17 protein-coding genes are annotated in these 24061 nt (G+C 62.2%); 5 read left to right on the forward strand and 12 right to left on the reverse strand.

Annotated elements, in window-relative coordinates; translation table 11 throughout:
* Positions 1-3: 3 nt before the first annotated feature.
* The 3 genes from gatC to CVS29_RS01050 all read right to left on the reverse strand — a co-directional run bounded on the left by gatC (position 4) and on the right by CVS29_RS01050 (position 2365).
* A complete protein-coding gene (gene gatC, locus CVS29_RS01040; RefSeq protein WP_110104472.1) occupies positions 4-300 on the reverse strand; it encodes an Asp-tRNA(Asn)/Glu-tRNA(Gln) amidotransferase subunit GatC in 297 nt (98 codons plus the stop codon).
* Between the two features lie 124 nt (positions 301-424).
* On the reverse strand, positions 425-1825 hold the full coding sequence (locus CVS29_RS01045) for an LssY C-terminal domain-containing protein (RefSeq protein WP_110104473.1): 1401 nt from the start codon (positions 1823-1825) through the stop codon (positions 425-427).
* 42 nt (positions 1826-1867) lie between these two features.
* Positions 1868-2365 (reverse strand): GNAT family N-acetyltransferase, encoded by a 498-nt coding sequence (locus CVS29_RS01050; RefSeq protein ID WP_110104474.1) that lies wholly within the window; start codon positions 2363-2365, stop codon positions 1868-1870.
* Between the two features lie 494 nt (positions 2366-2859).
* On the opposite strand from CVS29_RS01050, the gene CVS29_RS01055 reads away from it, so the two are divergent.
* The 5 genes from CVS29_RS01055 to CVS29_RS01075 all read left to right on the forward strand — a co-directional run bounded on the left by CVS29_RS01055 (position 2860) and on the right by CVS29_RS01075 (position 8781).
* A complete protein-coding gene (locus CVS29_RS01055; RefSeq protein WP_110104475.1) occupies positions 2860-4011 on the forward strand; it encodes an ROK family protein in 1152 nt (383 codons plus the stop codon).
* Positions 4012-4103: 92 nt separating this feature from the next.
* Positions 4104-5456, forward strand: coding sequence for an extracellular solute-binding protein (locus CVS29_RS01060; RefSeq protein WP_110104476.1), 1353 nt, complete (start codon positions 4104-4106; stop codon positions 5454-5456).
* Between the two features lie 124 nt (positions 5457-5580).
* On the forward strand, positions 5581-6543 hold the full coding sequence (locus CVS29_RS01065) for a carbohydrate ABC transporter permease (protein WP_110104477.1): 963 nt from the start codon (positions 5581-5583) through the stop codon (positions 6541-6543).
* Between the two features lies 1 nt (position 6544).
* On the forward strand, positions 6545-7384 hold the full coding sequence (locus CVS29_RS01070; protein WP_110104478.1) for a carbohydrate ABC transporter permease: 840 nt from the start codon (positions 6545-6547) through the stop codon (positions 7382-7384).
* Positions 7381-8781, forward strand: coding sequence for a glycoside hydrolase family 3 protein (locus CVS29_RS01075; protein WP_110104479.1), 1401 nt, complete (start codon positions 7381-7383; stop codon positions 8779-8781). Before CVS29_RS01070 ends, CVS29_RS01075 begins: the two co-directional genes overlap by 4 nt.
* Here CVS29_RS01075 and CVS29_RS01080 read toward each other — a convergent pair.
* The 9 genes from CVS29_RS01080 to CVS29_RS01120 all read right to left on the reverse strand — a co-directional run bounded on the left by CVS29_RS01080 (position 8778) and on the right by CVS29_RS01120 (position 24056).
* Positions 8778-10154, reverse strand: coding sequence for a CoA transferase (locus tag CVS29_RS01080; protein WP_110104480.1), 1377 nt, complete (start codon positions 10152-10154; stop codon positions 8778-8780). The two genes, CVS29_RS01075 and CVS29_RS01080, sit on opposite strands and share 4 nt — an antisense overlap.
* Before the next feature lie 87 nt (positions 10155-10241).
* Positions 10242-11084 (reverse strand): inositol monophosphatase family protein, encoded by an 843-nt coding sequence (locus tag CVS29_RS01085; protein WP_110104481.1) that lies wholly within the window; start codon positions 11082-11084, stop codon positions 10242-10244.
* Positions 11085-11102: 18 nt separating this feature from the next.
* Positions 11103-13358 carry an NAD-dependent DNA ligase LigA gene (gene ligA, locus CVS29_RS01090; protein ID WP_373366674.1) on the reverse strand — a complete coding sequence of 752 codons (2256 nt, stop codon included), beginning with the start codon at positions 13356-13358 and terminating at the stop codon, positions 11103-11105.
* Positions 13359-13517: 159 nt separating this feature from the next.
* A complete protein-coding gene (locus tag CVS29_RS01095) occupies positions 13518-13781 on the reverse strand; it encodes a hypothetical protein (RefSeq protein WP_146212954.1) in 264 nt (87 codons plus the stop codon).
* A gap of 168 nt (positions 13782-13949) precedes the next feature.
* Positions 13950-18386, reverse strand: coding sequence for a type VII secretion EssC family protein (locus CVS29_RS01100; RefSeq protein ID WP_110104484.1), 4437 nt, complete (start codon positions 18384-18386; stop codon positions 13950-13952).
* Positions 18383-19087 (reverse strand): FHA domain-containing protein, encoded by a 705-nt coding sequence (locus CVS29_RS01105; RefSeq protein WP_110104485.1) that lies wholly within the window; start codon positions 19085-19087, stop codon positions 18383-18385. The genes CVS29_RS01100 and CVS29_RS01105 overlap by 4 nt, the downstream gene beginning before the upstream one ends.
* Before the next feature lie 37 nt (positions 19088-19124).
* Positions 19125-20906 (reverse strand): serine/threonine-protein kinase, encoded by a 1782-nt coding sequence (locus CVS29_RS01110; RefSeq protein WP_110104486.1) that lies wholly within the window; start codon positions 20904-20906, stop codon positions 19125-19127.
* Positions 20903-23074 (reverse strand): FHA domain-containing protein, encoded by a 2172-nt coding sequence (locus CVS29_RS01115; RefSeq protein ID WP_110104487.1) that lies wholly within the window; start codon positions 23072-23074, stop codon positions 20903-20905. Before CVS29_RS01115 ends, CVS29_RS01110 begins: the two co-directional genes overlap by 4 nt.
* Positions 23067-24056, reverse strand: coding sequence for a PP2C family protein-serine/threonine phosphatase (locus CVS29_RS01120; protein ID WP_373366714.1), 990 nt, complete (start codon positions 24054-24056; stop codon positions 23067-23069). Before CVS29_RS01120 ends, CVS29_RS01115 begins: the two co-directional genes overlap by 8 nt.
* Positions 24057-24061 lie beyond the last annotated feature (5 nt).

Consider the following 24061-nt stretch of genomic DNA (forward strand, 5'->3'; position numbering starts at 1 on the left):
GGATTAGCTCTCCTCCAGAATTGCGGGAACCTTGAAGCGGCCATCGGCGGCATCGGGCGCCCCGGACAGGGCCTCTTCCACGGTAAGCACATGGCCCACTACGTCCTCGCGCATGACATTGGTCAGCGGGATCGGGTGTGAGGTGGCGGGAACATCTGCCCCGGCAGCCTCGCTGACGCTCTTCACTGCATCCACAATCACTGCCAGTTCAGTGGCCATGCTCTCCAGTTCTTCGTCGCTCATCTCGATGTGAGCCAGTTGCGCCAGATGCGCCACGTCGTCACGGTTGATCGCAGCCATGGATCTCCCCTACAAAAGTAAATAAGTGTGTACCCCTAGCTTATCTCCCATGGCGGGCGGCAAATCCCGCCTGGCATTTCCTACTGACGCGTTTCCTGCCCGCGCATTTACTACTGGCGCATGGTCATTCAACGCTCGGAGCAGGGCTCGCTTCCCGGCGCGAGAACGTACTTGAGTTCTGCGCGGACAGTGCCAGCAGCACCAGGATATCCACGGGCAGGCCGAACAGATCCCCGCGCAAGGTGACGGAGGTGCCACTGAAGAAACCCAGGGCCGCACCCGCCAACAACAACACGCTCAAGCCCATGACCGTGACCCGAGCCCTATTGCTGCCGCGAAAAACCAGGGCCGAGAGCGCCGCATACAGGAGTATGGAGGCGGCCGTGACGGCCATGGCAATGTTCACGAACAGGGCAGCTAGGGAGGCGTTACCACCGGGAAGTGAGGCCGCTACCTCGCCAATAATGCTGACCCTGTCCCCCACCGCCAGGCTCAAGGTGAGAACACCAACCACTACCCGGATGCTCATGAGGACCACTCCAAGCACAATCGAGAGCGGCCGGCGCCGTTCCCGCGCAGCCACACGCGCCTCCGCACTCTGGTCCGCGGCCAGGGCGGCGCCCTTCACCTTGCCAACGTCCACCACGGGCAGGTTTCCGTCAGTTTCAATGCTGTCCCCGCCACCGTTGCGTGAGTGGTAGCCGGTGGAGAAATCCTCAATAATGCGCACCGATACCTCTGGGTGGCTCTCCGTCAGAGTTGCCACGATGTGATCCCGCTCAACGTCGGTGTCGGAATCGATCTTGTGGGTGATCTGGAGCGTGAAAAGTGAGAAGCCCACAGCCCTATCAAAGGTGCCCGCGGCGAGCCACTCAACCTTATGCCCGCCTGGCAGCAACCAACCATCGGGGCATTTCCAAAACCGCACGTGGTGGCGTTTGGCGGGATTGCCAGCCACTTCCTGCTGATAGGCCAGGTCCTGTTGCCGGCCAAAGAGCAGCAAGGGGCTCACGGGCGCCTTGTGGTAGCTGCGTTTGAATACCGTGGAGGTGATGATGCGCCAGCTTGAGCGCAAGGTCACCGCATCGGCGCGGATCCAGCCTGCACCACTCATGGCCGCGATCAGTTGGGCTTCACTGCCCTCCGCGGCAAGGTTAATGGGGTCTCCCAGCAGCCCGTCACTGGTGCGGGCGCGGCCAATGAAGTAATCAGGGACATAGATGGAGGTCAAAATCTTATGCACCCGTGGCAACACCAGGTAGGCCAAGATGAGCCAGAACAGGACGAAGAACGGCACAAGGTACCAGCCCACGTGCAACGATTCACTCAATATCAGCCAGGCCAGCCACAACGCCGCAATCCCGCTGAAGGCAAAGACGAGGTTGTCCACCAGCGAGTTAAATGAGCTCCGCTGCAGCAGCTGGTCATGGCTGCCCACTTTATGCTGGCTGCCCTCTAGCGCGGCCAGTACTGGCGCGGCAACAGGTGCGGCCGGTACTGGCGCGGAGTGCTCCCCGGGTCTCATGAGGCCATCCTATAGCGGAGGCTTTTTGGTGGCACCTCCTCATTAAAGCTCCATCCGGTACACACGCAACATCTTGCCGTTTTCCGGGATGGGCCAGTCACGCTCGGGTGCACGGGAAAATCCCAGCCGCTGATACAGGGCGTGGGCGCTGACCCAGTCCTCGCCCGTGGTCAGGCTAAGCGCATTGATCCCGGGCAGACTTTTGGCATGGGCCAGAATGTATTCCACCATGGACCGCCCGGCACCACTGCGCTGCACAGCAGGGTCCACCACCAGAAGCCGGAATTCCAGCTCATCGGGCAGCGCTACATCCGCCCATTCATCGCCGTACACCGCTAAGGTGGCTGACCCAATGACGGCGCCATCCCGCTCTGCCACAATCATCTGCGCCACAGCTGCCCGCTCGGCCACCTGCAAGATCTTGCGCATGTATGGATGGTCCACGTTCTCAAAATACCGGGCACCAAGGTAGGCGTCGGCTGTAATACAAGCGATGGCGTCATAATCGGAAGGAATTGCAGTGCGGATGCTTAAGTTCATGGCGGGAAATTTCTCCGTTTTCGGTGCTGGCGTGACGTATTTTCTCAATTCTCGCTCCCCTACGCCTCGCACTTGACACCAAAAGCACCGCAGACCGGCTTCGGACACAGTCCGGTTCCCCTGTCTTTCCAGCTGGTTCCCCTGTCTTTCCAGCCGGTCTCGTCCGGCTTTCCCTCGTGACTTGCACGGGTATGGTGCCGGGCAGTTTCTGCGGTCAGTGCCCGCCCGGCCCCGGAATCGAGACGGATTGCCGCTTGTTTACGGCTTGTTTACGCGCGCTGCGAAGTGCCAGTGTGCGCTTTATTGGTGCGGAGAGGATGGCCACGCGCCGAGGACGAGGCAGCTCAGCAGCTATGCACGGACCTCCCGTTACTGGCAGCGTCCGCGGGTGCGTGAATTTCACGCCATTGAGAGCATTATCACACTTGGGGCCGCTGGGGCCAGTTTGCGTAAAAGCTTTACAAAAAGTTTGTTAGTACAGTTTACTAACATTCATGATCACTCCACGGCCCCGCATCAGGACGGGCCCAGACCGCGCAGGCAGCCTTCCCTCCGACGTCCGCGCCTACAACCTCTCACTAGTGCTGCGCACCCTGCACGCCGCCGGTGCCATGAGCCGCGCCGACCTCTCCCGCGCTATTGGCCTGACCCGTGTCACCATCTCTGACCTTGTCACCGAGCTGATCGCCCGCACTCACGCCGTAGAGCTGGGCCCTTCCGAGGCAATACGCCCCGGCAAGCCCTCCATCCTCGTCGACATCAACCGGCACGGCCTGCAGATCGTTGGCCTGGACCTGACGGAAAACAATGTCCTGCGCGCCGCCGTCATGGACCTGGACGGCACCATCTTGGCCCGCACGGATTGTGCCATCACCTCCGAAAGCGGTGCCGAGCTGACGGCACTCGTTACAGGTCTGGCCCGGGACGCCGTGGCGCTGGCCACCGAGCCGTTGCTGGGAATCGGCGTGGGCAGCCCCGGAATCGTGGACGCTGACGGCGTGGTCATCACCGCACCCAACCTGGGTTGGGTCAATGTGCCGCTGGGTGCCACCATCCAGGCTGCTACCGGCCTGCCCACCCTTGTCCATAACGATGCCGACGCCGCCCTGCACGGTGAATACACTTTCGGCACCGGCAGTGATGACATGATCCTGGTCCGGGTGGGCCGCGGCGTCGGTTCCAGCATTATGGTGGGCGGGGTCCGTGCCAGCGGTGTCCACCACGCCGCAGGAGAAATCGGCCATGTCACAGTAGGTACCGACGGCGGCGCCACGTGCCAGTGTGGCCGCACCGGCTGCCTGGAAACCTGGTTGGCCGTGCCCGCCCTCGAGACGGCCCTCGCCGCCGCGGCGCAAAGCCCGGACCCCGAGGCCGCCGCTCATGCTGTCCTGCGTACCGCCGGCGAACGCCTAGCCATTTCCCTAGCCCCGATCGTGGCGGCCATCGACGTCGCGGAGGTTGTCCTTTGCGGTCCGGCCGCCCTCCTGGACGGGACGCTGATTGAGAGCGTCCGCGAAACACTCGCCCAACGGGTGCTCCCCCTCTACCCACCCCCAACAACTGTTCGACTCGCGGATGAACCCGAAAAAACGGTGCTCCGCGGTACGGCCGTCATGGTTCTGTCCAGTCAGTTGGGAGTGGACTAGGCGCATTCCGCCAGGCACCACACACCTTTGAATAAGCACCACATCGTTCCCTTGCGGCCCACCCGAGGCCCCTTGTCGAAAGAGGAAATTGCATGAAGAAGTATCTGGGGATCGCAGCTATTACCGCTGCAGCATTGACCCTGTCAGCCTGTGGTTCCGGCACTTCCGCCGAGTCCGGGAGTAACCCGTCAGATAACGCCGACCGCTCTATCACCCTGTGGCTCGCAGGAGGGGACACCTCTGATGAGCTGCGCGGCTACTTGAAAGACACCTTCAAGGCCAAGACCGGCGCCACGTTGAAGATTGAAGAACAGGGCTGGGGGGACCTTGTCACCAAGATGACCACGGCACTGCCCGATGCCAACAACACCCCGGATGTGGTGGAAATGGGCAACACCCAGTCCCCCACCTTCACCAACGTCGGAGCCTTTGCCGACCTCTCCGACATGTACGACGAACTCGGCGGTGACAAGCTCCTGCCGTCCTTCGTCGAGGCAGGTTCGGTGGACGGCAAGAAGTTCGCGCTGCCCTACTACTTCGGTTCACGCTACATGTTCACCCGTAAAGACATCTGGACAGAAGCCGGCGTTGCCACGCCCACCACGCTGGATGAGTTCAATGCAGGTGTGAAGAGCATTGCTGATAAGAATCCGCGCGAGATCAAGAACTTCTCCGGCTTCTTCCTGGGTGGCCAGGACTGGCGCAACGGCGTTTCCTGGATCTTCGCGAACGGTGGGGATCTGGCCAAGAAGGAAAACGGCAAGTGGGTTTCCACCCTTGCCGATGCCAAGACGCTCAAGGGCTTGGAACAGTTGCAGGACCTGTACAAAAATGCTTCCAAGGCGCCCTCTGATGCCAAGGATGCCACCCCGTGGCTGTACATCAACGACGCCGATGAAATCCTCGGCGATGACGGCAAGCCCACAGGCAAGACGAGCCTGGCTGCTGCCACCATCATGGCTCCGGGCTGGGCCCACTGGTCCATCGGCGACTTGAAGAAGGATGATGCAACGGGCAAGGACGTGCGCACCTGGAATGAGGACACGTTCGGCACTCTGGTGCTTCCCGGCAACGACGGCAAGCCTGCTCCGGTCCTGGCCGGCGGTTCCAACATCGGCATCTCCGCCAAGTCCAAGAATCAGGATCTGGCCAAGGACCTGATGCGCATCATCTTCTCCGAGGAATACCAGAACATGCTCGGCGGTGCGGGCTTGGGCCCGGCCAACTCGGACTACGTGAATTCCTTGGGCGATGACCAGTTCGCCAAGGCAGCCATTGCCTCCGCCTCCAACTCCAAGCTGACCCCCGCCGCTCCCGGCTGGGCATCCGTTGAGACCTCGCTGGTCCTTGAGGAGTTCTTCGGAAAACTTCGCGACGCCACTGACCTTGCCGCACTGGCCAAGCAGTACGACGAAAAGATCACCCCGCAGCTGAACCTGAAGTAACAGCCCAGAGCGCAGCTACACAGCACCAATAGTGGTGACCGGGGTTCGTAAGAGCCCCGGTCACCACCGCTTTGCCACCTGTAGCAAGAACCACGGCAGTTTCCGCCGTCACGAAAGGCCCCCTATGTCAACGGACGCCAAAGCGCCCCCCCTCGCACCCGGTCGCGGCGGACAGTCATCCGAGCCAGGCCCCGCCATCCGGCGCCGCAAAGCCAGCAAGGCTCCTTACTACCTGATTCTTCCGGCCATCATCATCTTGTTGGTAGCCCTGGGCTACCCCGTGGGCTGGCAGATTATCACCAGCTTCCAAAAATTCGGCCTGATGCAGCAGTTCGGCGGATCTCCTGAATTCGTCGGCTTCGAGAACTACATTGCACTTCTGGGCACCTCCGAACTCTGGGTGGTCCTTGGCCGTTCACTGCTGTTCTGTCTGCTTTCGGCGTTCCTGACCGTGGCAATCGGCGGCCTCTTGGCCCTGTTGATGCAGCGCGTCGGCACGGCAGCGCGCCTGATGCTGCAAGTTTCCATGCTGCTGGCCTGGGCTATGCCCGTTGTGGCCGCCATGACCGTGTGGGTCTGGCTCATCGACTGGCGCCGCGGCGTCTTGAACTGGCTCCTAGTCCAGTTCGGCATTGATGCCGAAGGCCACAACTGGCTGGCCGATCCGGTCACGTTTTTCCTGATCGCCGTCGTCATTGTCGTGTGGATGTCCGTACCGTTCGTGGCGCTGAGCCTCTACGCCGGCCTGACCCAAATCTCCGGCGAGGTCCTCGAAGCCGCCGGTATGGACGGAGCCACCGGCTGGCAGCGCACCCGCTACATCATCTTGCCGTTGATAGCCCCGGTCCTGTCGATCGTGCTGCTGCTGCAGCTGATCTGGGACCTGCGCGTGTTCACCCAGATCAAGCTCCTGCAAGACGCCGGCGGTGTTGCCAACGAAACCAACATGCTGGGCACCTTCATTTACCAGCTCGGCGTGGGCTCCGGGGACTTCGGTATGGCAAGCGCCGTGTCCATCCTCATGCTGATCCTGACAATCGGCATCAGCTGGTATTACGTCCGTTCCCTCATGAAGGAAGAAAACTAACATGCGGCGCAAGTCAATCATTACTGCTCTGTTCACCGCCCTGGCCGTGGCAATAGCAATCCTGTGGGCCTTCCCGGTCTACTGGATGTTCAACTCCTCCATGCTGCCCAACGTTGTTTTGCAGTCCACCACACCCACGTTCTTGCCCTTCGGCGGATCGCTGGAGAACTTTACGGCAGCCCTGGCCGACGGCAAGTTCCTCGGCGCACTCACCATCTCACTGACGGTCACGCTGAGCACGGTCGCGGCCGTGCTGATCATCGCCTTCCTCGGTGCCCTGGCCGTCAGCCGCTTCAAGTTCAAGGGCCGCAAGTCCTTCATCCTGGCACTGCTGTTGATCCAGATGCTCCCGGCCGAAGGCATGTTCATCGCCCAGTACAAGATGATGAGCTCAGTTGGCATGCTCAACAACATTGTGGGCCTGACCATCTTGTACACGGCCGCAGTTGTGCCCTTTACGATCTGGATGTTGCGCGGCTTCGTCGCCGGCGTCCCCGCAGAGCTGGAGGAGGCCGCCATGGTGGACGGGCTCTCCCGCACCAAGGCGTTCCTGAAGATCACCTTCCCGCTGCTTGCACCGGGCCTGGTGGCGTCCGGGGTTTATGCGTTCTTGCAGGCCTGGAATGAGTTCACCGTCGCCCTGGTCGTCATGACCGAGGACCAGTCCCGCACACTGCCGCTGTGGTTGCGCGGCTTCGTCCAAGCCTCGGCCACCCGGGAGACCGACTGGGGGATGGTCATGGCCGCTTCCATGCTCGTTGCCGTTCCGGTCATCATCTTCTTTTTGATCGTCCAGGGCAAGATGAGTTCCGGGCTCGTCAGCGGGGCGGTGAAGGGATGAGCCCGGTGGATGTGCGGCGTCTGGCCGCCGGAACGCTCATGCCAGGATTTGTCGGCACCACTGCACCGGACTGGCTTCTTGACGCGTTCGACGACGGATTGGCCGCCGTGTGCTTGTTCGGCACCAACCTGGTCTCGTGGGATCAGCTTGCGGCACTGTGCACGCAGTTGCGCCGGCGGTCCCCGCACGCCCTCCTGTCAGTCGATGAGGAAGGCGGCGATGTCACTCGCCTGCACTACCTGGCCGGTTCCAACCAGCCTGGCAATGCGGTCCTGGGGCGGATAGACGACGTCCATGTGACGGCTGCGGCGGCCTCGGCCATTGGCATGGAGCTCGCAGCGTTTGGCATCAATTTGAATCTTGCCCCGGATGCCGATGTGAACTCCGCGGACGAAAACCCCGTAATTGGGGTCCGCAGCTTCGGTGCGGACCCCGTCCACGCGGCCCGGCACACGGTGGCTTGGGTGGAGGGCCTGCAGCTTGCCGGCGTGGCTGCCTGTGCCAAGCATTTCCCCGGGCATGGGGACACCCACGATGATTCACACCTGGCCCTGCCCCGGGTTAAAGCCCCGCTGCAGACGCTTCTTGAACGGGAACTACTTCCGTTCAAGGCGGCGGCCATGGCTGGGGTTGGAAGCATCATGACCAGCCACATTGTGGTTGAGGCACTGGACCCTGCCAACCCTGCAACTTTTTCGCCGATTGTGCTGCAGGATATTCTGCGCGGCCAGCTCGGGTTCAAAGGTGCCGTGATCACAGACGCTTTAGACATGGTGGGTGCCTCCGGAGTCATTGGCATACCGGCGGCTGCAGTCCGTGCCCTGGCAGCCGGTGCCGATCTGCTGTGCATTGGCTCCGAGACCACGGCCCGCCAGTACCAGGACGTGCTCGAGGGCGTGGTGGCGGCAGTTGCTGAGGGCACACTCCCGCTGGCCCGGCTGCAGGACGCCGCGGCGCGCACCGCAAAACTGGCTGGGGACTTCCCCGCCCACAGCGGTGCTGCCGTGAATTCTTCCGCGGCCATTCCAGCGGCGGCAGAAATCCGTAGCACCTTTGATCTCTCTGCCACGGCCGATACCTGGCTGGCTGATCCGTCCCCGGCCGCCGTGGTCCAGTTGGAAACACAGGCCAACTTTGCCGTAGGCACCGTCCCGTGGGGTCCGGCCGCCACGGGAGGCACCGTGCCTCAAGAAAGCCTGAACCCGGGCCAGAAGGTGGCCCTCGTGGGACGCGGGCTGGACGCCGACCATCCGGTCTGGGCCCTGGCCCAAGCTCTTCGCTCCGCTGGGCACAACACCATCACCGTGGAGTGCGGTTGGCCCCGCGGCGGTGCCGACATTGTCAGCTACGGGGCATCACTGGCAGTGTCCACGGCCCTCATGGAGCTGCTTCTCTAGCCTCCCTCGGCGCGCACCACTCGGGCATTCCGGGGCTTGAGCCAACGAGCCTCGGAACTGCCCAATCCCCGGGCCGGAACATCGGCAGAGGCAACAAGACCGGAAATTCGGCACGCCGGCGGCAGCCGCAGGCCTGGGCCCCACGCGGTCTCTTCGGGCAGCAGCACCGCCGGGTCAAGTAGGGGTGGCGGCGCCAGCGGGTCCGAGGGCCCGGTGCGCATGAGCTCCACGGCAGTCCGGGCCAGCGAGAACTTGGCGCTGCGGAGAATTCCATCCAGACGCTCGCGCCAGGCGTCGATAGCGGCTGCGGCACAAAGGTACCCCGTAGCGTGATCCAGGGCCTGCACGGGCAGCGGATGTGGACGGTCCGAGCCGAAGTGAAGCATCCCGGCGTGCGCAATCCCGCAGCTCATCTGCACGAGTGAGTCAAAGCCGCGCCGGCGCTTCCACGGCCCGCTCCACCCATAAGCGTCCAGCGCCACGTTGACCAGGCTCGGATGGCGCTCCGCCAGCCAGCCTTCGGACAGGCCCAGCCGGTCCAGCGCGTCAGGGCGGTAGCCGTGGATAAGGATGTCGGCCCCGGCGAGTAGTTCGTGCAACTTGGCCAGCCCGTCGGCAGATTTCAGGTCCAGCCGGGCACAGCGTTTGCCCACCGTCAGCTCGGCTTCCAGCCCAGGCTCCGCCCACTCTGGCGGATCGATTCGTAGCACCTCTGCCCCGTACATCGCCATGAATCGGGTGGCCACGGGACCGGCGATGACACGGGTTAAATCCAACACCCGCACCCCTTCCAGTGGGCGTGCGGCACTGGCGGGCCGGGCGTGTTGGCGCGTGCCGCCGTCGTCCGTCAGCCGCGGGGCACCCCAGATCACCAGCGGTTCGGCAGCCACAGACTGGCCCTGCGGATGCGCCAGCCACTGCTCCTGCGAGCGCATGAACGCGGCACAGCCAGCAGCCGCAACCACCGCAGCTTCTAGGTCTTCCCCCATCCAATGTTCGACTTCGGTGCCAACAGTTGCGCGGTCTGCGCCGGCTCCCAGCCCAAGTACCGACAAGGCAGCAGCACGGTGATGAGGAGCGTTGGTGTGCAGCCGGATCCAGCCGTCGGCGCAGCGGTAGTCCCCGGCAATGCTGTCCCACACCGGAGGCAGCTCCCAGCCAACAGGTTTGAACGATGCCCCAAACCAGAAGGAGGCAAGCTGACTGTCGATGGAAAGGTCAGGGGCGGTGGAGCCATGGTGTTGGACTAACCGGGCAATTGCCCCGGCTGCAGCACTCATGCTGGAGACCGCCAGCCCGGTCACATCAAAGGCCGCGGCCAGCACCCCGTTACCGGTGCTCGCCGGCTCTTGCGGAAACTGCTTCTCACCCATGGCATCAGAGTACGACAACTACCCCATGACCGGCCACCGGGGCACCGGACCTAGCCTTCGGCTGGGTGCCGCCCTGGCACCCTTGACCTACTGCTCGGGGGCGAAGCCGCCTTGAAGCCCGGGCACGCAGGCGCCGGTCCACACGGACAGGACCTCTTCACGTGTTGGCAGCCCGTTGATGGCCGGGCTGAGCGCGGGCAGGTGCACCCAAGCACCGGCTTCTTCCGCAATGAGGCCACCAGCGGCAAAGTCGTGCTCGAACAGGCCGTATTCCAGGTACGCGTCCACGGAGCCTTCAGCCACGGCACACAGTTCCAGGGCGGCGGAGCCGAGCCGGCGGAAGTCACCAAAATGGTCCATTTTGAAATCCAGTTCGGAGACCAAACGGCGGCGCACCACCGGATCGTACGTCAGTGCTGTGGAAATCAGGGTGCCACCGCGTTTCTCTACAGGACCGCTCAAACGCCGCACCGATTGGGCGCCATCTGCGCGTTTCTCATCCAGCCAAGCACCTTCTCCACGGGAGCCAAAGTACACGCGGCGCAGTGCCGGGGCGTTGACCACCCCGGCGAGCCATTCGCCGCTGGGCCCCATCACGGCCACCGAGGTGCCGTAGTAGGCAATGTTGCGGATGAAGTTCATGGTGCCATCGAGCGGATCGATGCTCCACCTGTACCCGGAGGGCGTCTCGGGAAGCGCAGGGGCCAGCTCCTCCCCCGTGATGACGTCATGCGGGCGGGCCTGTGCAATCACTGCCCGCACGGCGTTCTCTGCGGCAACATCAAAGGCAGTAACCCAATCGGCATCAGAGGATTTCTCCGTGGCCCCAAATCCTGCCGGATCCCGGGCCGCAAGCACGGCGGCACCTGCGGCAGCGGCGCGCAGGGCTACCTCCAACAGTTCATCAACAGGGACAGGGTGGACGTTCATGGTGCTCCTTCGTGTCTGTTATTCAGTGGGCTCGGCGTCAAGAAGTGGTCCGTTGGCGAGTAATTGCAAGAAGCCGTCCTCGTCCAGGACAGGGATGCCCAGCGCCTCGGCTTTGTCTAACTTGGTGCCCGCAGCCTCACCGGCCACCACATAAGAGGTGTTTTTGGAGACCGACCCGGCCGCCTTTCCGCCACGGGTGATGATGGCTTCCTTGGCCTCGTCACGGCTGAGTGTGGGCAGGGTCCCCGTCACCACAATGGTCAGACCCTCCAGGGTCTTGGGAACGGATTCGTCCACAGCATCAGCCATAAGCACCCCCGAAGCTGCCCATGCGGCAATGATTTCCTGGTGCCAATCCACCTCAAACCACTCGATCAAAGCCTCTGCGATGATGGCTCCCACACCATCCACATCAGCTAGTTGCTCCCGCGCATTCGGGGCCTTGAGCGCCTCCGCAATGGCTGTGATGGAACCGTACCGGGTGGCCAGCGCGCGCGATGCCGTGGGCCCAACATGCCTGATGGACAGGGCCACCAGCACCCGCCACAGCGGCGCCTTCTTCGCCTTTTCCAGCTCCTGGTACAACTTCTCTGTTGTTTTGGAAGGCACGGAAGGCTTCTTCGCCGTGGCCTTCGTGTAGAAGTATGGAGTCAGCTCAAAGATGCCGGTACCTTCACCCTTTGACCGCTTTTCACGCCACACCATCACGCCGGATAAATCCAGTTGCGCAATATCGAAAACGTGCGCTTCACTCACCAGGGGGCCAGGGCCGGCCGGTGCAATGATCCCACCGTTCTCCGCCGGATCCGGGCCGTGCCCGGCGGTCAACGCCCGGGCCGCCTCGTAGCCAAGTGCCTCGATGTCAAAGCCTCCACGTCCGGCCAGGTGCGCCACGCGTTCGGTGAGTTGGCTCGGGCACGAGCGGCTATTGGGGCAACGAATGTCAATGTCACCCTCCTTGGACGGCGCCAGTTCAGTGCCGCAGGAAGGGCAGTGTGTGGGCATGATGAACTCACGCACGGGCGGAACCTGGGCATCACGCAGTGCCATAACGGGGCCCACGATCTCCGGAATGACATCCCCTGCCTTGCGCAGCACCACAATATCGCCAATCAAGATTCCCTTGGCCTTGACCACATCCTGGTTGTGCAGGGTTGCCATTTCCACGGTGGAGCCAGCCACCAGAACTGGTTCCATGATGGCGTAGGGGGTAACCCGGCCCGTGCGCCCCACATTGACCCTGATGTCCAGCAGCTTGGTATGAACTTCCTCCGGCGGGTACTTATACGCCACGGACCAGCGCGGCACGCGGGAGGTGTGGCCCAGTTCGCGCTGCGTGGCAAGGTCATCCACCTTGACAACAATGCCGTCAATCTCATGGATCAGATCGTGCCGATGCTCCCCGTAATAGGCAATGAAGTCCATGACCTCGGGCAGCGTGTCTAGCACCTTGTAATAGGGGCTGATGGGCATGCCCCACGATTTGAGGAGCTCGTACGTTTCGGACTGGGTGGCCGTGGTGAGCCCCTCACGGGCACCGATGCCGTGCACAAACATGCTCAGCGGCCGCTTGGCAGTTTCCGCAGCATCCTTTTGCCGCAAAGAACCGGCCGCCGTGTTACGCGGGTTCGCGTACGGCGCCTTTCCGGCCGCAACCATCACCTCATTGAGCGCCAGGAAGTCCTTGGAACCAATGAACACCTCGCCACGGATCTCCACCTCAGCGGGGAATCCGGAACCGTGCAGCTTTTGCGGAATGTCCTTGATGGTAGCCACATTGTGCGTGACATCCTCACCTGTTGTGCCGTCGCCGCGAGTGGCCGCCCGCACCAGCACGCCGTCGCGGTAGAGCAGATTCACGGCCAGGCCGTCAATCTTCAGTTCCGTGAGCCACTTCGGGGCCGTACCACCCCGGTTTTCCACCGAGGCGGCCGCCTTGAGCAGCCATGCTTCCAACTCCGCAAGAGAGAAGACGTCCTCCAGCGAATACATTCTGGCCAAATGCTCGACGGCGGCAAACGCCACCGAGACATCCCCACCCACCACTTGGGTGGGGGAATCATTGCTGACCAGTTGGGGGTGGAGCGCCTCCAGAGTTTCCAATTCACTGTAGAGCAGATCAAACTCCGCATCGGAGACCAGCGGCGCATCCTCGTTGTAGTAGGCAGCCCGGTAGGACTGAATCAACTCCACTAAAACCACATAACGCTCCGCAGCGCTTGGCTCTACGGGCGGGGACTCTACGGGCTGGGGTTCTACGTTCTGGCTGCTCACGGTTCTATCTTGCCCCACGAAGCTGCCCTGACGCACCAATCAGCGCGAAGCGGCACTTAAACGCCAGACCGACCCCCACAAATGGGAGCCGGTCTGGGCCCACGCTCGCCAGGTCCCGCACAAATCGCGTCAGCGATTTATGCGGCCGGCGAGTGGGGACTAGCGTGAAGCTTCGATCTGCTGCAGCTTCTGCTTGTTGACCAAGGTCTTGACCTGGGTCAGATCATTGATGACGTTATTGAGCTGCTTCTTTGAGGTGGGCCAGGTGGTGCCCTTGAAGCGGGTGGCGTCGGCGCCTTCCCAGCGAACGGACTGAGCCTTGCCGTCAAGGGTGGACATTGCCGTGGTGATCTGGTCAATGGCTGAAGCCAACTTGGAAACCAGTTCTGCCATGTCCTGGGGATCATTACCGATCATTGCCATGATGAACATCCTTTGTGAGAAGAAAATACCCTGTGCTGGCTTTTCCAACCGGGCGGCTATCAATAACCTAACAATTTCCTGTCAGGAGTGCGATGGGGACAACTCCCCAACTGCGCCCGGCCGCCGGAAAACACTCCCCGGCACCTTCCACAGTTGCGGCCCCACCCGTTAGCGTTCGTGGTCCATGGTGGTGGCCACTTGCAACGCGAACGCCTTTCCGCGGCCCACCACAAAACCGCGGCCCGGGATGAACTTATTGTTGTGCAGCCGGCCCAGCGAGGTGTTCATCAAAGTGTCACCTTCAATATCGCTCGGGTTCAGCAGCAGGCCGCGGCGCCCAGCCTTGAAAAGCCCGGCCAGGCTCCAGGCGGCAGCCCAGGTAGAGGTCTCCCCCTCACCCACCACAAAGCAGTTGCTCTTGATGGCTGCCTTGATCAAGTTGACCAGGTCCATCTCTGCTTCAGAGTCGGCAAATTCGGTGACGCCCTCTATAAAGAACGCCACGGGGGTGGTTTCGCTTTCCACCAGGTCAATGAAACGCTGCAGTTGCGGCTCCAACCCAGCAGCCGTCACAATGGCCTCATCCCATACCGAGAGGTTGGCGATCGCTGAGCGGCGTGAGCCGAAGTACACGCGGCGGGTACCCGGCGTCGAACGTTTAAGCGCCTCGGCGAGGGTAACCAAGGCTGTGGTGCGCCCGGATGCGGGCGGTCCCGTCAGCATGAGTGCACCGCTGGCCGCCAAGCCTGCCGGTTCCAGATTGTAGTCATCCACACCGATGATGACGTTGCCGGGGCTGGCCTCCGGGAGCACGTTCAAGTCCACGTTCTCCGGCAGCGATTCAATCCGCCGCGCCTGCGGCACCCCTTGGCGGCGCATGGTTTCACCCAGGCTGGCCACTTGGCGCGCCTGCAGGGCAAGGTTTGGTGTGCCACCAAAGATCGCCATCTGAATTTCGCCGCCGTCGATCATTCCACGCCCGGGTGGTGATGCCGGATCAAGCACGTCGCGGGGCAGGCCCAGGTTGGAATAGTCATCGGCTGTGGCCATGCGGAACACCAGAAGGCGCTGCACGGAAGAAGCCAACGACGCCGGGAGCGACTTCGGGCTGTCACCGGCAATGACAATGTGGACGCCCATGGGACGGCCGTCCGTGGCAATCTGCTGGAGGGTTTCGAACTGGGTCATGCCCACCCGGAATTCGTACAGTTCCCGGAACGTGGCCAAGCCATCCACCATGATGATGATGCGCGGCTCGTTGGGCTTGTTGGCCAGGTGGCGGTACTCGGCAATGCTGCCGGCCTTAACCGCGGCAAAGCTCTCTGCCCGCTCCTCAATGACAGAGCGAATGTGGCGCAGCAACCGGCCAACACGTTCGGCATCCTCGGCGTTGATAATCCCGCCCACGTGCGGGAGCGCTTCTAGCATTTGTAGCCCGTTGGAGGCCGCGTCAATGCCGTACACCTGCACGGGCCCGCCGCGCGGAGTGATTGCCGCGGCAATGGCGATGGTGCGCAAGGCCGCCGATTTACCCGAACCGCTGGCCCCCAGGATGGCCATGTTGCCGTCCTTGTCCGGTTCGAAGAACACGGTGGGCTGTGCCTGGTGTTCCGGATCATCCATAACGCCCAGCACCAATTGCTCATCGGTGCGCGAGTTGGGCAGTTTGGAGAAGTCATAAATCTCGGACAGCTCGCTCAGCCAGGGTTTGCGGGGCGGCTTGATGCCCAGTTCCACGGCGGCCAAGGAAATATTGCTGACCACTTTGGCAATGTCATTGGGCCCGGCTGAGTCCTCCACAGGGGCTACCGCGAGTTCCTGCTCCCATGGGGCGCCGGCACCAAAGTCCATCTCCACAATGTCAATGCGCGGACGCTGCGGGGTGCGTGTGGTCCAGCCACCGGCATAGCCTGTCTGGAAACCCTGAATCCGGCCTGGGCCGGTTTTGGCTGCCCCACGGCCGGGAATGGACGGGCTGAAGTAGGCGGCTGTGGGCTCCCCCAAAATATCTTGGGAGTCATCCACATCCGCCATGCGCAAGGCGATGCGCATATTGGTGTTGGCGCGCAGGCTGTCCTTGATAACACCCGAGGGGCGCTGGGTGGCCAGAATCAAGTGCAGTCCCAGGGAGCGGCCACGGGCGGCAACATCCACCACACCGTCAACAAATTCCGGCACTTCCTTGGCCAGTGCGGCGAATTCATCCACCACAATGATCAACGACGGTGGCGCCTCAGGATCTGCTTCCCGCTCCATGGCGAGTAGGTCCTTGGCTTTCTTGCGGTTGAGCAGGTGCTCCCGGTAGTGCAGTTCGGCACGGAGCGAGGTCAGGGCCCGGCGCACCAGGTGCGGGGACAAATCGGTCACCAGGCCCACTGTGTGCGGCAGTTGCACACAGTCGGCAAAGGCAGCCCCGCCCTTGTAGTCAACAAACAAGAAGGAGAGCCTGTCGGGGCTGTACGCGGCGGCCATGCCCAGCACCCAGGCTTGGAGAAACTCGGACTTGCCGGCACCGGTGGTACCGCCCACCAGGGCGTGCGGGCCTTCGGTTTTCAAATCCAGGTACATGGGTTCCACACCCTTGGAACCCACCAGTGCCCGCAAGGAGCCCTGGTATTTGCGGTTCTTCACGGCGCGGGAGGCCACGGAGTTGTTCTCCAGCCAGCGGTCTGCAATTCCGGAGGTGTTTTCCACCAGATCATGCCCGGCCAGTGCCACGTAGGAGACGCTGCGGGGAAGGTCAGAATCATCGTCAACGGGTTTGCCGGAGTCAACTACCGGGGCCAGCAAGCGGGCCAGTTGAGAGGCCAGCTCCAAGCTGACGCTTTCACAGCTCACGGGGAATGTCAGTTGGCCCAGGCGCACCTGGCCTGTTGTGGCAGTCTCTGCCACATGGACAAAGTCACGGCAGGGGGCCGGGAGGGCTTCCACGGAACTGGCAACCCACAGGATGTGCAGGCCTGCGTCCGCACCGTATTCCGTCAACCGGGTGAGCCGGGCCCGGTCCACTTTGACGTCATCTTCAATGATGACCAGCATGGCCGGGGTGGCAGGAGGGGGCGGATCCGCTTTGGTGGGATCCTGGCTGCCACGGTGGGCGGCGGCGTGGGCGGCCAAGTTGACGCCACGGTTGACCATAAGATCCTCCAGGGCAGCCAACAGTACTCCTGCGGCACCGCTGCCGGAGGCCAGATGGTCAGCAGCCAGCGGGGAATGGACTGAATCCACGTGCGGAAGCCATTGCAGCCACTGCCAACGGTCCTTGGACTCAGCGGAGGTCATGGCCGCCACGGCCAGTTCAGCCGGTGAGTGCAATCCCACGGCCTGGAGCACCAGTGCCCGGGCTACATCGTCCACCACACCGCGCGGGCCGGCAACACCCAGGGCGCCGCTGTTGCGCAACTGCGCCACCACGGGAACGGCGTCAATATCGGAAAATTCGGCCTTGATTTCCTGCACTTCTGCCATATATTCCGGCAAGGTGTCATTGCTGTCGCCCACCTCTATGGGGGTGCGGGAGGGCTGCCGGCCCACGCCCAGGCGCAGGGTCAAAAACGCCTTGTGCTCGGGGCGGTGAGTCCACATCAGCGGGCCCAGCTTGTAAATGGCGTCCACAGTTTCCGCCGCCGAGGGGCTCTCAGCCAGGCGGATGGCCCGCTCCACCTGCTGCCGGGCGGTCATTTGGCGGCGGAACTCTGTGACGGAACCCCGGAACTGCTCAATGGATTCCCGCAGTTCGCGTTTGGCGTTCATTTTTTGATCCACGAAGCCGCCAATGATCATCAACGGCATCATGGCCATGAAGATCACACTGAACAAGCTCCTGGTGACGCCGAACATGACAGCTCCCATGAGAATGGGCGCAATGAGGATGACCACGGGGAAGCGTTCGCGCCGGGGCCGCTTGGGCCCGGCCGGAACGGTCTGCTTCTCCACCTTGAACTGGGGCACAACACGTGGGGAGCGGTTGAATTCCACCAGCGGGCTGGTGGGTCCCGACTGTGAGCCGCGGCCCAGGCTGATGACTGAAATGGTGCTCTCGCCCAAGGTCACCTCATCCGAGGAGCCCAGCACGGCCCGGGAAATCTGAATTCCCTCCATCATCATGCCGTTGGCTGATCCGGTATCCGCGATCTCCACCGTCTCCCCCACCGTGATGCGGGCATGGCGTTTGGAGGTCATGGGGTCACTCAGGCGCACGTCGACGTCAAAGTCGCGCCCCACATAGCTGGTGCCCAACGGGAGCGCGAATTCTTTCCCCGCGTCCGGCCCGGCCATGACGCGCAAGGTGGCAGCCGCCGGTCCCCTGTCCTGATTGGGCAGCGCAAAAGACTCACTGACCTGAGTCAGTGAAACCGTGGCGCCGGGACGCAGCCCAGATTCCAGCAAGTTGCTCCCCGGTGGCAAGGTGCGTCCCTGAATGCCACCTACCAGTGACTCCTCCACTAACAAGGAAAGGTTGGCCGGAGCCTGCGCACCCTTACGGGTGGGATCAGAGAGGAACAACTCCGTAGCAATGTCCCCTACAGTGGCCAGGCCGTCAACAGTGACTGCCAGGTTCTTATCCTCAAGAGGCTCGCGTCGGAGCGTTAGTCGCAGCCTCATTCATCTTCCATTCCACGTTGGGATTCCAGCAGGGGCAGATCATCAGGTGTGACCAGGTGTGAGGTGACGGCATGTTCAACCAGTCTGGCCCGCCTGTTGGTGGCGAGTTTTCCGCCACCTCCGCGCAAACCCACCACACCCACTCGGTCCAGCTTGTCGCACACGTTATCGAGCTTGCGGTTGAAGCGGGTCAAAGCCCATCCGAGCCGCTTGGCCGCTTGAGCGGAGGACGGGATGGAACTAAAACCTGTTCCGCCACGGCGCAGCATGGGCTCGGCCAGGGCCACTATCAGCGCCTTCTGGGACGGGGTGAAAACAACAGGGCCAATCGTGGTGGAGCCGGCGGAATCGTCCTCCCGGCTCTGCGAGGTGAAGGCGGGTGAATCCAGGTGGACGGAGAACTCGTACGTGGTGGGTCCGGCCGTGAAGATCACGTTGGTCTGCTGGAACACCAACGGTACGCGTGCCCCCGGAGCCATCCAGGCCTGCATGCCCCCAGCCGCGTCAGCAATGGTCGCTGAGAGCATGGTGCCGGCATTAGTCAGCCACCAGATACCGTCATATTTGCTGACCTCTAGGAACTTGCGGTGCAGATACGGGTTGTCATCGACCTCAATATCGCCTTCACGGCCAATGCTAAAAACACTCTCAGGCGACGGTTCATACCATTCGCCACAAAAGTCAATGGTCAGTTCAGCCATGATGGTTCTCCCCCTTGTTGGTGCTGGTCCTTAGAGCTCATTCGGTACATTTTTTTATTTCATCGGAGACCTGACCGTTGGAGCGCAGTAGTTTCACGGAAATACAGGAAACCCCATTAGCGCCATTGACAACAAACACCCTGTTATCTGTGATCCGTTTGAACTCACCCGTATCCACAATGCTGATGGCAGCCCACATGAACTGGTCCCCTTCTTGCGGATCAGGGTTGGTCCAGGTCCATTCGGCGCCTCCATTGATGGGTTTAGCGCTCAGATCGCTCACTTGTGGCACCTCGGCGCCCACCACTAGAGCTGTGGGCGGCGGGGCGCTCTGGGACGCAAGAGGGTCTGGTTTTGGTGCTGCTCCACCAGCGCTGAAGACCATAATGCCCACCACGACGGCGGCCACCAGTACCAGCCCGGAGACCAGTCCCAGCCATAGCCCCTTCTTGCGCGCCGGTGTGGGGGCAGTTTCCAGCTCTGCCGGGGCCAGCAAATCCTGGCGCTCTACCGTCTGGTCCAGGGCGTACTTCTGGGCCGGATTCTCCAGCCGCAGCCCCGTGTCATTCCACTGCGTCGGTGATGCCACGTTGGAGAAGCTCTTGGGCACGGTAGACCCACCCGCGGTGTCCTGCGAGGGAACTGTTTGGCCGTTGCGGGTCAGGCTGCCGGTTGTACCAGTTCGACCTGTTGTACCAGTTCCTTCTGCGCCTGCTGTCCCGGGACCGCTGGGGCTAAAGCCGGTGTGGGGCTGCTGACTTCTAAGAGCTGAGGGTCCATTAAAGGACGTTCCGGCAGTGCGGCTCGCAGGGCTCGCAGCGCCTGTGGCCCGCGAGGGAAAAGTGGGGTTGGGGGTGCTTGCGTCAGGGTCTATGGAGATGATGGAGCGTACCCGTGTGGGTTCCGAATAATCCTCAGGGTGGCCAGGCGGCCGTTCCTGAACAACTATTTCCTCCTGCACCTCAAAGGGGGTGACGGAATAGTTCAGATCCGCCTGCACACGCATGAGTGCCCGGGCAAAGTCCTTGGCCGAGGCATACCGGGAGCTGGGGTGCTTGGCCATGGCGGTTGCCAGGACCATTTCCAGGGCTTCGGGGATGTCAGCCCGGCCCAGCCGTGGCAGCGCCATGGTGGCAATTCGGTCCCCGAGAATGCGGTAGGAATTCTCCGCACCCGGAATGACGAACGGCGAGTGTCCGGCCAAGAGTGTGTAGATGGTGGCGCCCAAGGCCCAAATATCCACCTTCACGCCGTCCGTTGCTCCTGAACCAAAAGATTCAGGTGGCGACCAGGGCACGGACATCCCGCCGCCGTCGGCCGCCAGCGCATCCGTGGTGCCGGAAATTCCAAAGTCAGTCAGAGCCGGCCGGTTGTAGTCCGTGACCAGGATATTGGCGGGCTTGATGTCTCGGTGGGCAATGCCTGCACGGTGTGCGGTTTCCACGGCTGACGCCACCTGGATACCGATTTCCATGGCCTTGTCAGCACTGTAACGTCCCTGCTTGAACTGCAGATCCAGGCTGGGACGCGAGCAGTACTCCATGGCCAGGTAGGAGTGGCCAGCATCAGTGATCACGGCTTCGTAAATCGTGACGATGTACGGATGCGCGGATAGCTGTGCCATCAGGTTCGCTTCGGATTCAAAGCGGGTTCTGGCTCCGGCCGTCTTCAGGTCAGCCGTCAGGACCTTGATGGCAACCTTGCGTCGGGGCCGTTCTTGTTCGTACAGGTATACGTCGGAGAATCCGCCCGAGCCCAGGCCTGAGATGAAAGTGTAGCCGGGCAGCTGTGGTGGTGCCGCCACTCGCCTCTGACTCACAGCAGTCCGTCAAAGAGCAGGGAAATACCATCACCGAGCTCGGCAATATCGCCGTTGAGCAAGATGGCTTCCTCGCCTTGGCTCAGACGCCGCGGAGCCTGACCTTCACGTACTAGGACTGTGCCGTTGGTGGCTTTCAGATCCACCAGCAGCACATCCCAACCGTCTAGGCGCACTTCCACGTGAGAGCGTGAAATATCATCGTTGCCGCTCTTTACTTGCACCAGCCGGGGCATGGCACCGCCCATGACACGGGACACCGAGGGCTGGCGGCCAATGATGAGCGAGTGGTCAAGCTCTACCGATTCGCCACTGGAAATGTGCATGGTGCCCAGACGGGGACGGCCTACTTCACGGGGCTCGGAGTTAATGGAAGCACCGCAGTGCGTGCACTGCGAACGGCTGGGCGGGTTGGCATGACCGTGCGGGCACATGCGTGCCAAAACCATGGGGCCTGTGGAAGGACGTGATTCCAGGAGCGGCGCTGAGGCCAGGGCGCTGTGCTGTTGGCCCTCGCCACTCATGATGGTGTGCCCGTCATGGTCAGGATCAAAGGCCACATTCTCGGGTGCCAAGGGTGCCGAAGTTGCCGGGGGTGTCGAAGTTGCCGGGGGTGCCTGCTGTTCCACTGCGGGGGACATGTTCCACGGCACAGAATCAATCATGGGTGAGTGTGAATTGTGCTGCGCGCCGGGGTCGGGATTGTGCTGCGCGCCGGGGTCGGGATTGTGCTGCGCGCCGGGGTCGGGATTGTGCTGCGCACCGGGGTCGGGACGGTGTTGTGCCCCTTGTTCAGCACTGGGGAATGCCCCACCCTCGGAATCCGGCGCCCCGAACGGATCATGGTGTGCGGGGAGAATACCGGCTGCTGGGTCCTCGCCATGGCCTGAAAGCGGAGGTGCTGGCGGCAAGGGTGGAACCACTGGATCAGAGGACACCGGGTGCACGGGCTGCCCGTTCTCATCAAGGCGCACGGCAGCGTCTTCAACACTGCGGGAAATTGTGGGACCCCACAAGTGGTCATAGTTGGTTGTGAAGGATTCTTCCTCAGATGAGGGGCTCTCAGGCGCTTCCTGGACCTCAACGGGCTCCGCGGCAACACCATACTCGTCCATCAGCTGTTCTTGCTCAAGCTGTTCTTGCTCAAGCGGGTCTGCTTCCAGCGGGTCTGCTTCCAGCGGGTCTTGCTCAAGTGGTTCTGCCGCCAGCGGGCCTGCTTCCACACCTGGTTCCTGCTCGGAACCCTCAACGGCTACCTGCTCGGTAAACTCGTCGTGGTGCAGGTCCGGGTACCTGGTCAGGTTCAAGTCATTGTGGGACTCTTCGGCCGTTGCCGAAACGGGCGCCAGCTGTGCGCTCCACTCTGCGTCCGCAGCTTCTGCAGCCATCGCGAAGCTGGCATAGGCGTCAGCATCCTCCACAGGTACATTGCTTGGGGCCTCATCCGTAGCGGGCGCACTCTCAACCGGCTCTTCCGCGGGCGCAAACCAATCATGCTTCAGAAGTGAAACAGAGTGCTCCTCAGCCTGGGGCTGCTCCGCGAATTTAGTTGATTCATCCTCCGAGGCATAGTCGGCAGCAGAATCCTGCGCGTCATGATTGCCGCCAGGGTTCAGGACCTCCTCAGCTGCCAGTGCTGGTGAGGCCTCCACGGCGGCGCTTTCCTCCTCTGCCAACCCTTCCGGGGCAGAGACGGCAGCGGCAAAGCCTGTTTTTGTGCCATGAAGATCACCCTGGAGCAATCGCTGCAACCGAACAACGGCTTCCCCCACGGGAAGCTCGAGCTCTGTCTCACCGGCGGAAGTATCCGCCAGTGTCAGTTCCAGTGCTTCCGGAAGGGCCAGCGAACGTTCGCTCCAGGTGGAGACTTCCCGGCCGGAAACCACTTCTGCGGAATCACCCTGATGAGCAATAAGGGTGATATCCCCGCGCAGGATGGCGTGCAATTTATCACTCTGAACCAGGATGGCGAAGCTGGGCAGCCCGGTCAGCCCGGTGCCGAACTCGGCCGTCACTTGGTTCAGGACACCGTGAATGGTGGGTTCTACTCCAAGGAAATCCCACAGCCGGTTGACGATGGCTGGGTTGGTGTTGCCTTCCAGCACTATGACAGAGCCGGATCGCACAATTCCAAGCCATGAGCCTGTGCGGTACGTGCTGCTAACCATGATTCTCCTTGGGTGAAAATGCTGTGGCCTGGACAGGGGCTGCCATGGCCGGAACTGCAGGTGCGTGGGATGGTGGCTGCAGTTTGAGGTCGGTGTTTTGCCCTGCTTCGCGCACCGAGGCAGGAATGGACTCCAGCACGTCCTCAATGATTGGCATGCGGGGAAGAGTGTCCTCTGGTACGGATTCTGCGCTCTTAGGGTTGTTGAGGGTTTGCTCAGCCGCACCGCCTAAGACATTGCTAGCATCTACCACGATCACGGTGATGTTGTCTCTGCCCCCGGAGCGCAGTGCTGCTTGAATCAGTGAGTCGACGGCGTCCTGCGGGTGACGCAGGGTGCTCATGACGCGGTGAATTTGCTCGTCGCCAAGCTCGCCGGAGAGGCCGTCGGAGCAGATGAGAATTCTGTCGCCTTCTTCCACGGGGACCAACCAGAAATCTGCCTCGGTGACCGATCCGGTGCCCAGCGCACGGGTCACCACATGCCGCCGCGGGTGTACCAGGGCTTCTTCGGGGGTGATGAGACCGGCATCCACCAGTTCCTGAACTTCGGAATGGTCCACACTGATCTGGCTGAAATTGCCCTGGCTCAGGCGGTACGTGCGTGAATCACCCACGTTGAAGACCAACCAATACGGAACTGTACGTTCCTCCACCAGAACTACCCCGCTGACGGTTGTACCGGCGCGTGCGTTGGTCAGTTCGCGGATACGGGCATCGGCTTGACGCAGTGCCTGTTGCAGATCTGCTGCCGTTGCTTCCCTGCAGCCTGCGCTGAGTAGCCGCTGTTGGCTCAGAACTTCAACACACTCGCGGCTGGCAACCTCGCCTGCCTCGTGCCCGCCCATGCCGTCTGCCACGGTGAAGAGCGGATCTGCTGCCAGGAAGGAGTCCTCGTTGAGTTCCCGGCGCAGACCGCGGTCCGTACCAAAGCCGAAGGCTAGGCGGACCCCTGAGCTAGCTGCGCCCTTCATATCATCCATCAAAC

It is taken from the genome of Arthrobacter psychrochitiniphilus, from assembly GCF_003185915.1.
Taxonomy (GTDB): domain Bacteria; phylum Actinomycetota; class Actinomycetes; order Actinomycetales; family Micrococcaceae; genus Specibacter; species Specibacter psychrochitiniphilus.

Bases quoted from the DNA above. Each gene is read 5' to 3' on its own strand.
- gatC (WP_110104472.1), bottom strand. From the start codon at position 300: ATGGCTGCGATCAACCGTGACGACGTGGCGCATCTGGCGCAACTGGCT.
- CVS29_RS01050 (WP_110104474.1), bottom strand. From the start codon at position 2,365: ATGAACTTAAGCATCCGCACTGCAATTCCTTCCGATTATGACGCCATC.
- CVS29_RS01105 (WP_110104485.1), bottom strand. From the start codon at position 19,087: ATGGCTGAACTGACCATTGACTTTTGTGGCGAATGGTATGAACCGTCG.
- CVS29_RS01055 (WP_110104475.1), top strand. From the start codon at position 2,860: ATGATCACTCCACGGCCCCGCATCAGGACGGGCCCAGACCGCGCAGGC.
- CVS29_RS01060 (WP_110104476.1), top strand. From the start codon at position 4,104: ATGAAGAAGTATCTGGGGATCGCAGCTATTACCGCTGCAGCATTGACC.
- CVS29_RS01080 (WP_110104480.1), bottom strand. From the start codon at position 10,154: ATGGGTGAGAAGCAGTTTCCGCAAGAGCCGGCGAGCACCGGTAACGGG.
- CVS29_RS01100 (WP_110104484.1), bottom strand. From the start codon at position 18,386: ATGAGGCTGCGACTAACGCTCCGACGCGAGCCTCTTGAGGATAAGAAC.
- CVS29_RS01085 (WP_110104481.1), bottom strand. From the start codon at position 11,084: ATGAACGTCCACCCTGTCCCTGTTGATGAACTGTTGGAGGTAGCCCTG.
- CVS29_RS01095 (WP_146212954.1), bottom strand. From the start codon at position 13,781: ATGGCAATGATCGGTAATGATCCCCAGGACATGGCAGAACTGGTTTCC.
- CVS29_RS01120 (WP_373366714.1), bottom strand. From the start codon at position 24,056: ATGGATGATATGAAGGGCGCAGCTAGCTCAGGGGTCCGCCTAGCCTTC.
- CVS29_RS01045 (WP_110104473.1), bottom strand. From the start codon at position 1,825: ATGAGACCCGGGGAGCACTCCGCGCCAGTACCGGCCGCACCTGTTGCC.
- CVS29_RS01065 (WP_110104477.1), top strand. From the start codon at position 5,581: ATGTCAACGGACGCCAAAGCGCCCCCCCTCGCACCCGGTCGCGGCGGA.
- CVS29_RS01075 (WP_110104479.1), top strand. From the start codon at position 7,381: ATGAGCCCGGTGGATGTGCGGCGTCTGGCCGCCGGAACGCTCATGCCA.
- CVS29_RS01115 (WP_110104487.1), bottom strand. From the start codon at position 23,074: ATGGTTAGCAGCACGTACCGCACAGGCTCATGGCTTGGAATTGTGCGA.
- CVS29_RS01070 (WP_110104478.1), top strand. From the start codon at position 6,545: ATGCGGCGCAAGTCAATCATTACTGCTCTGTTCACCGCCCTGGCCGTG.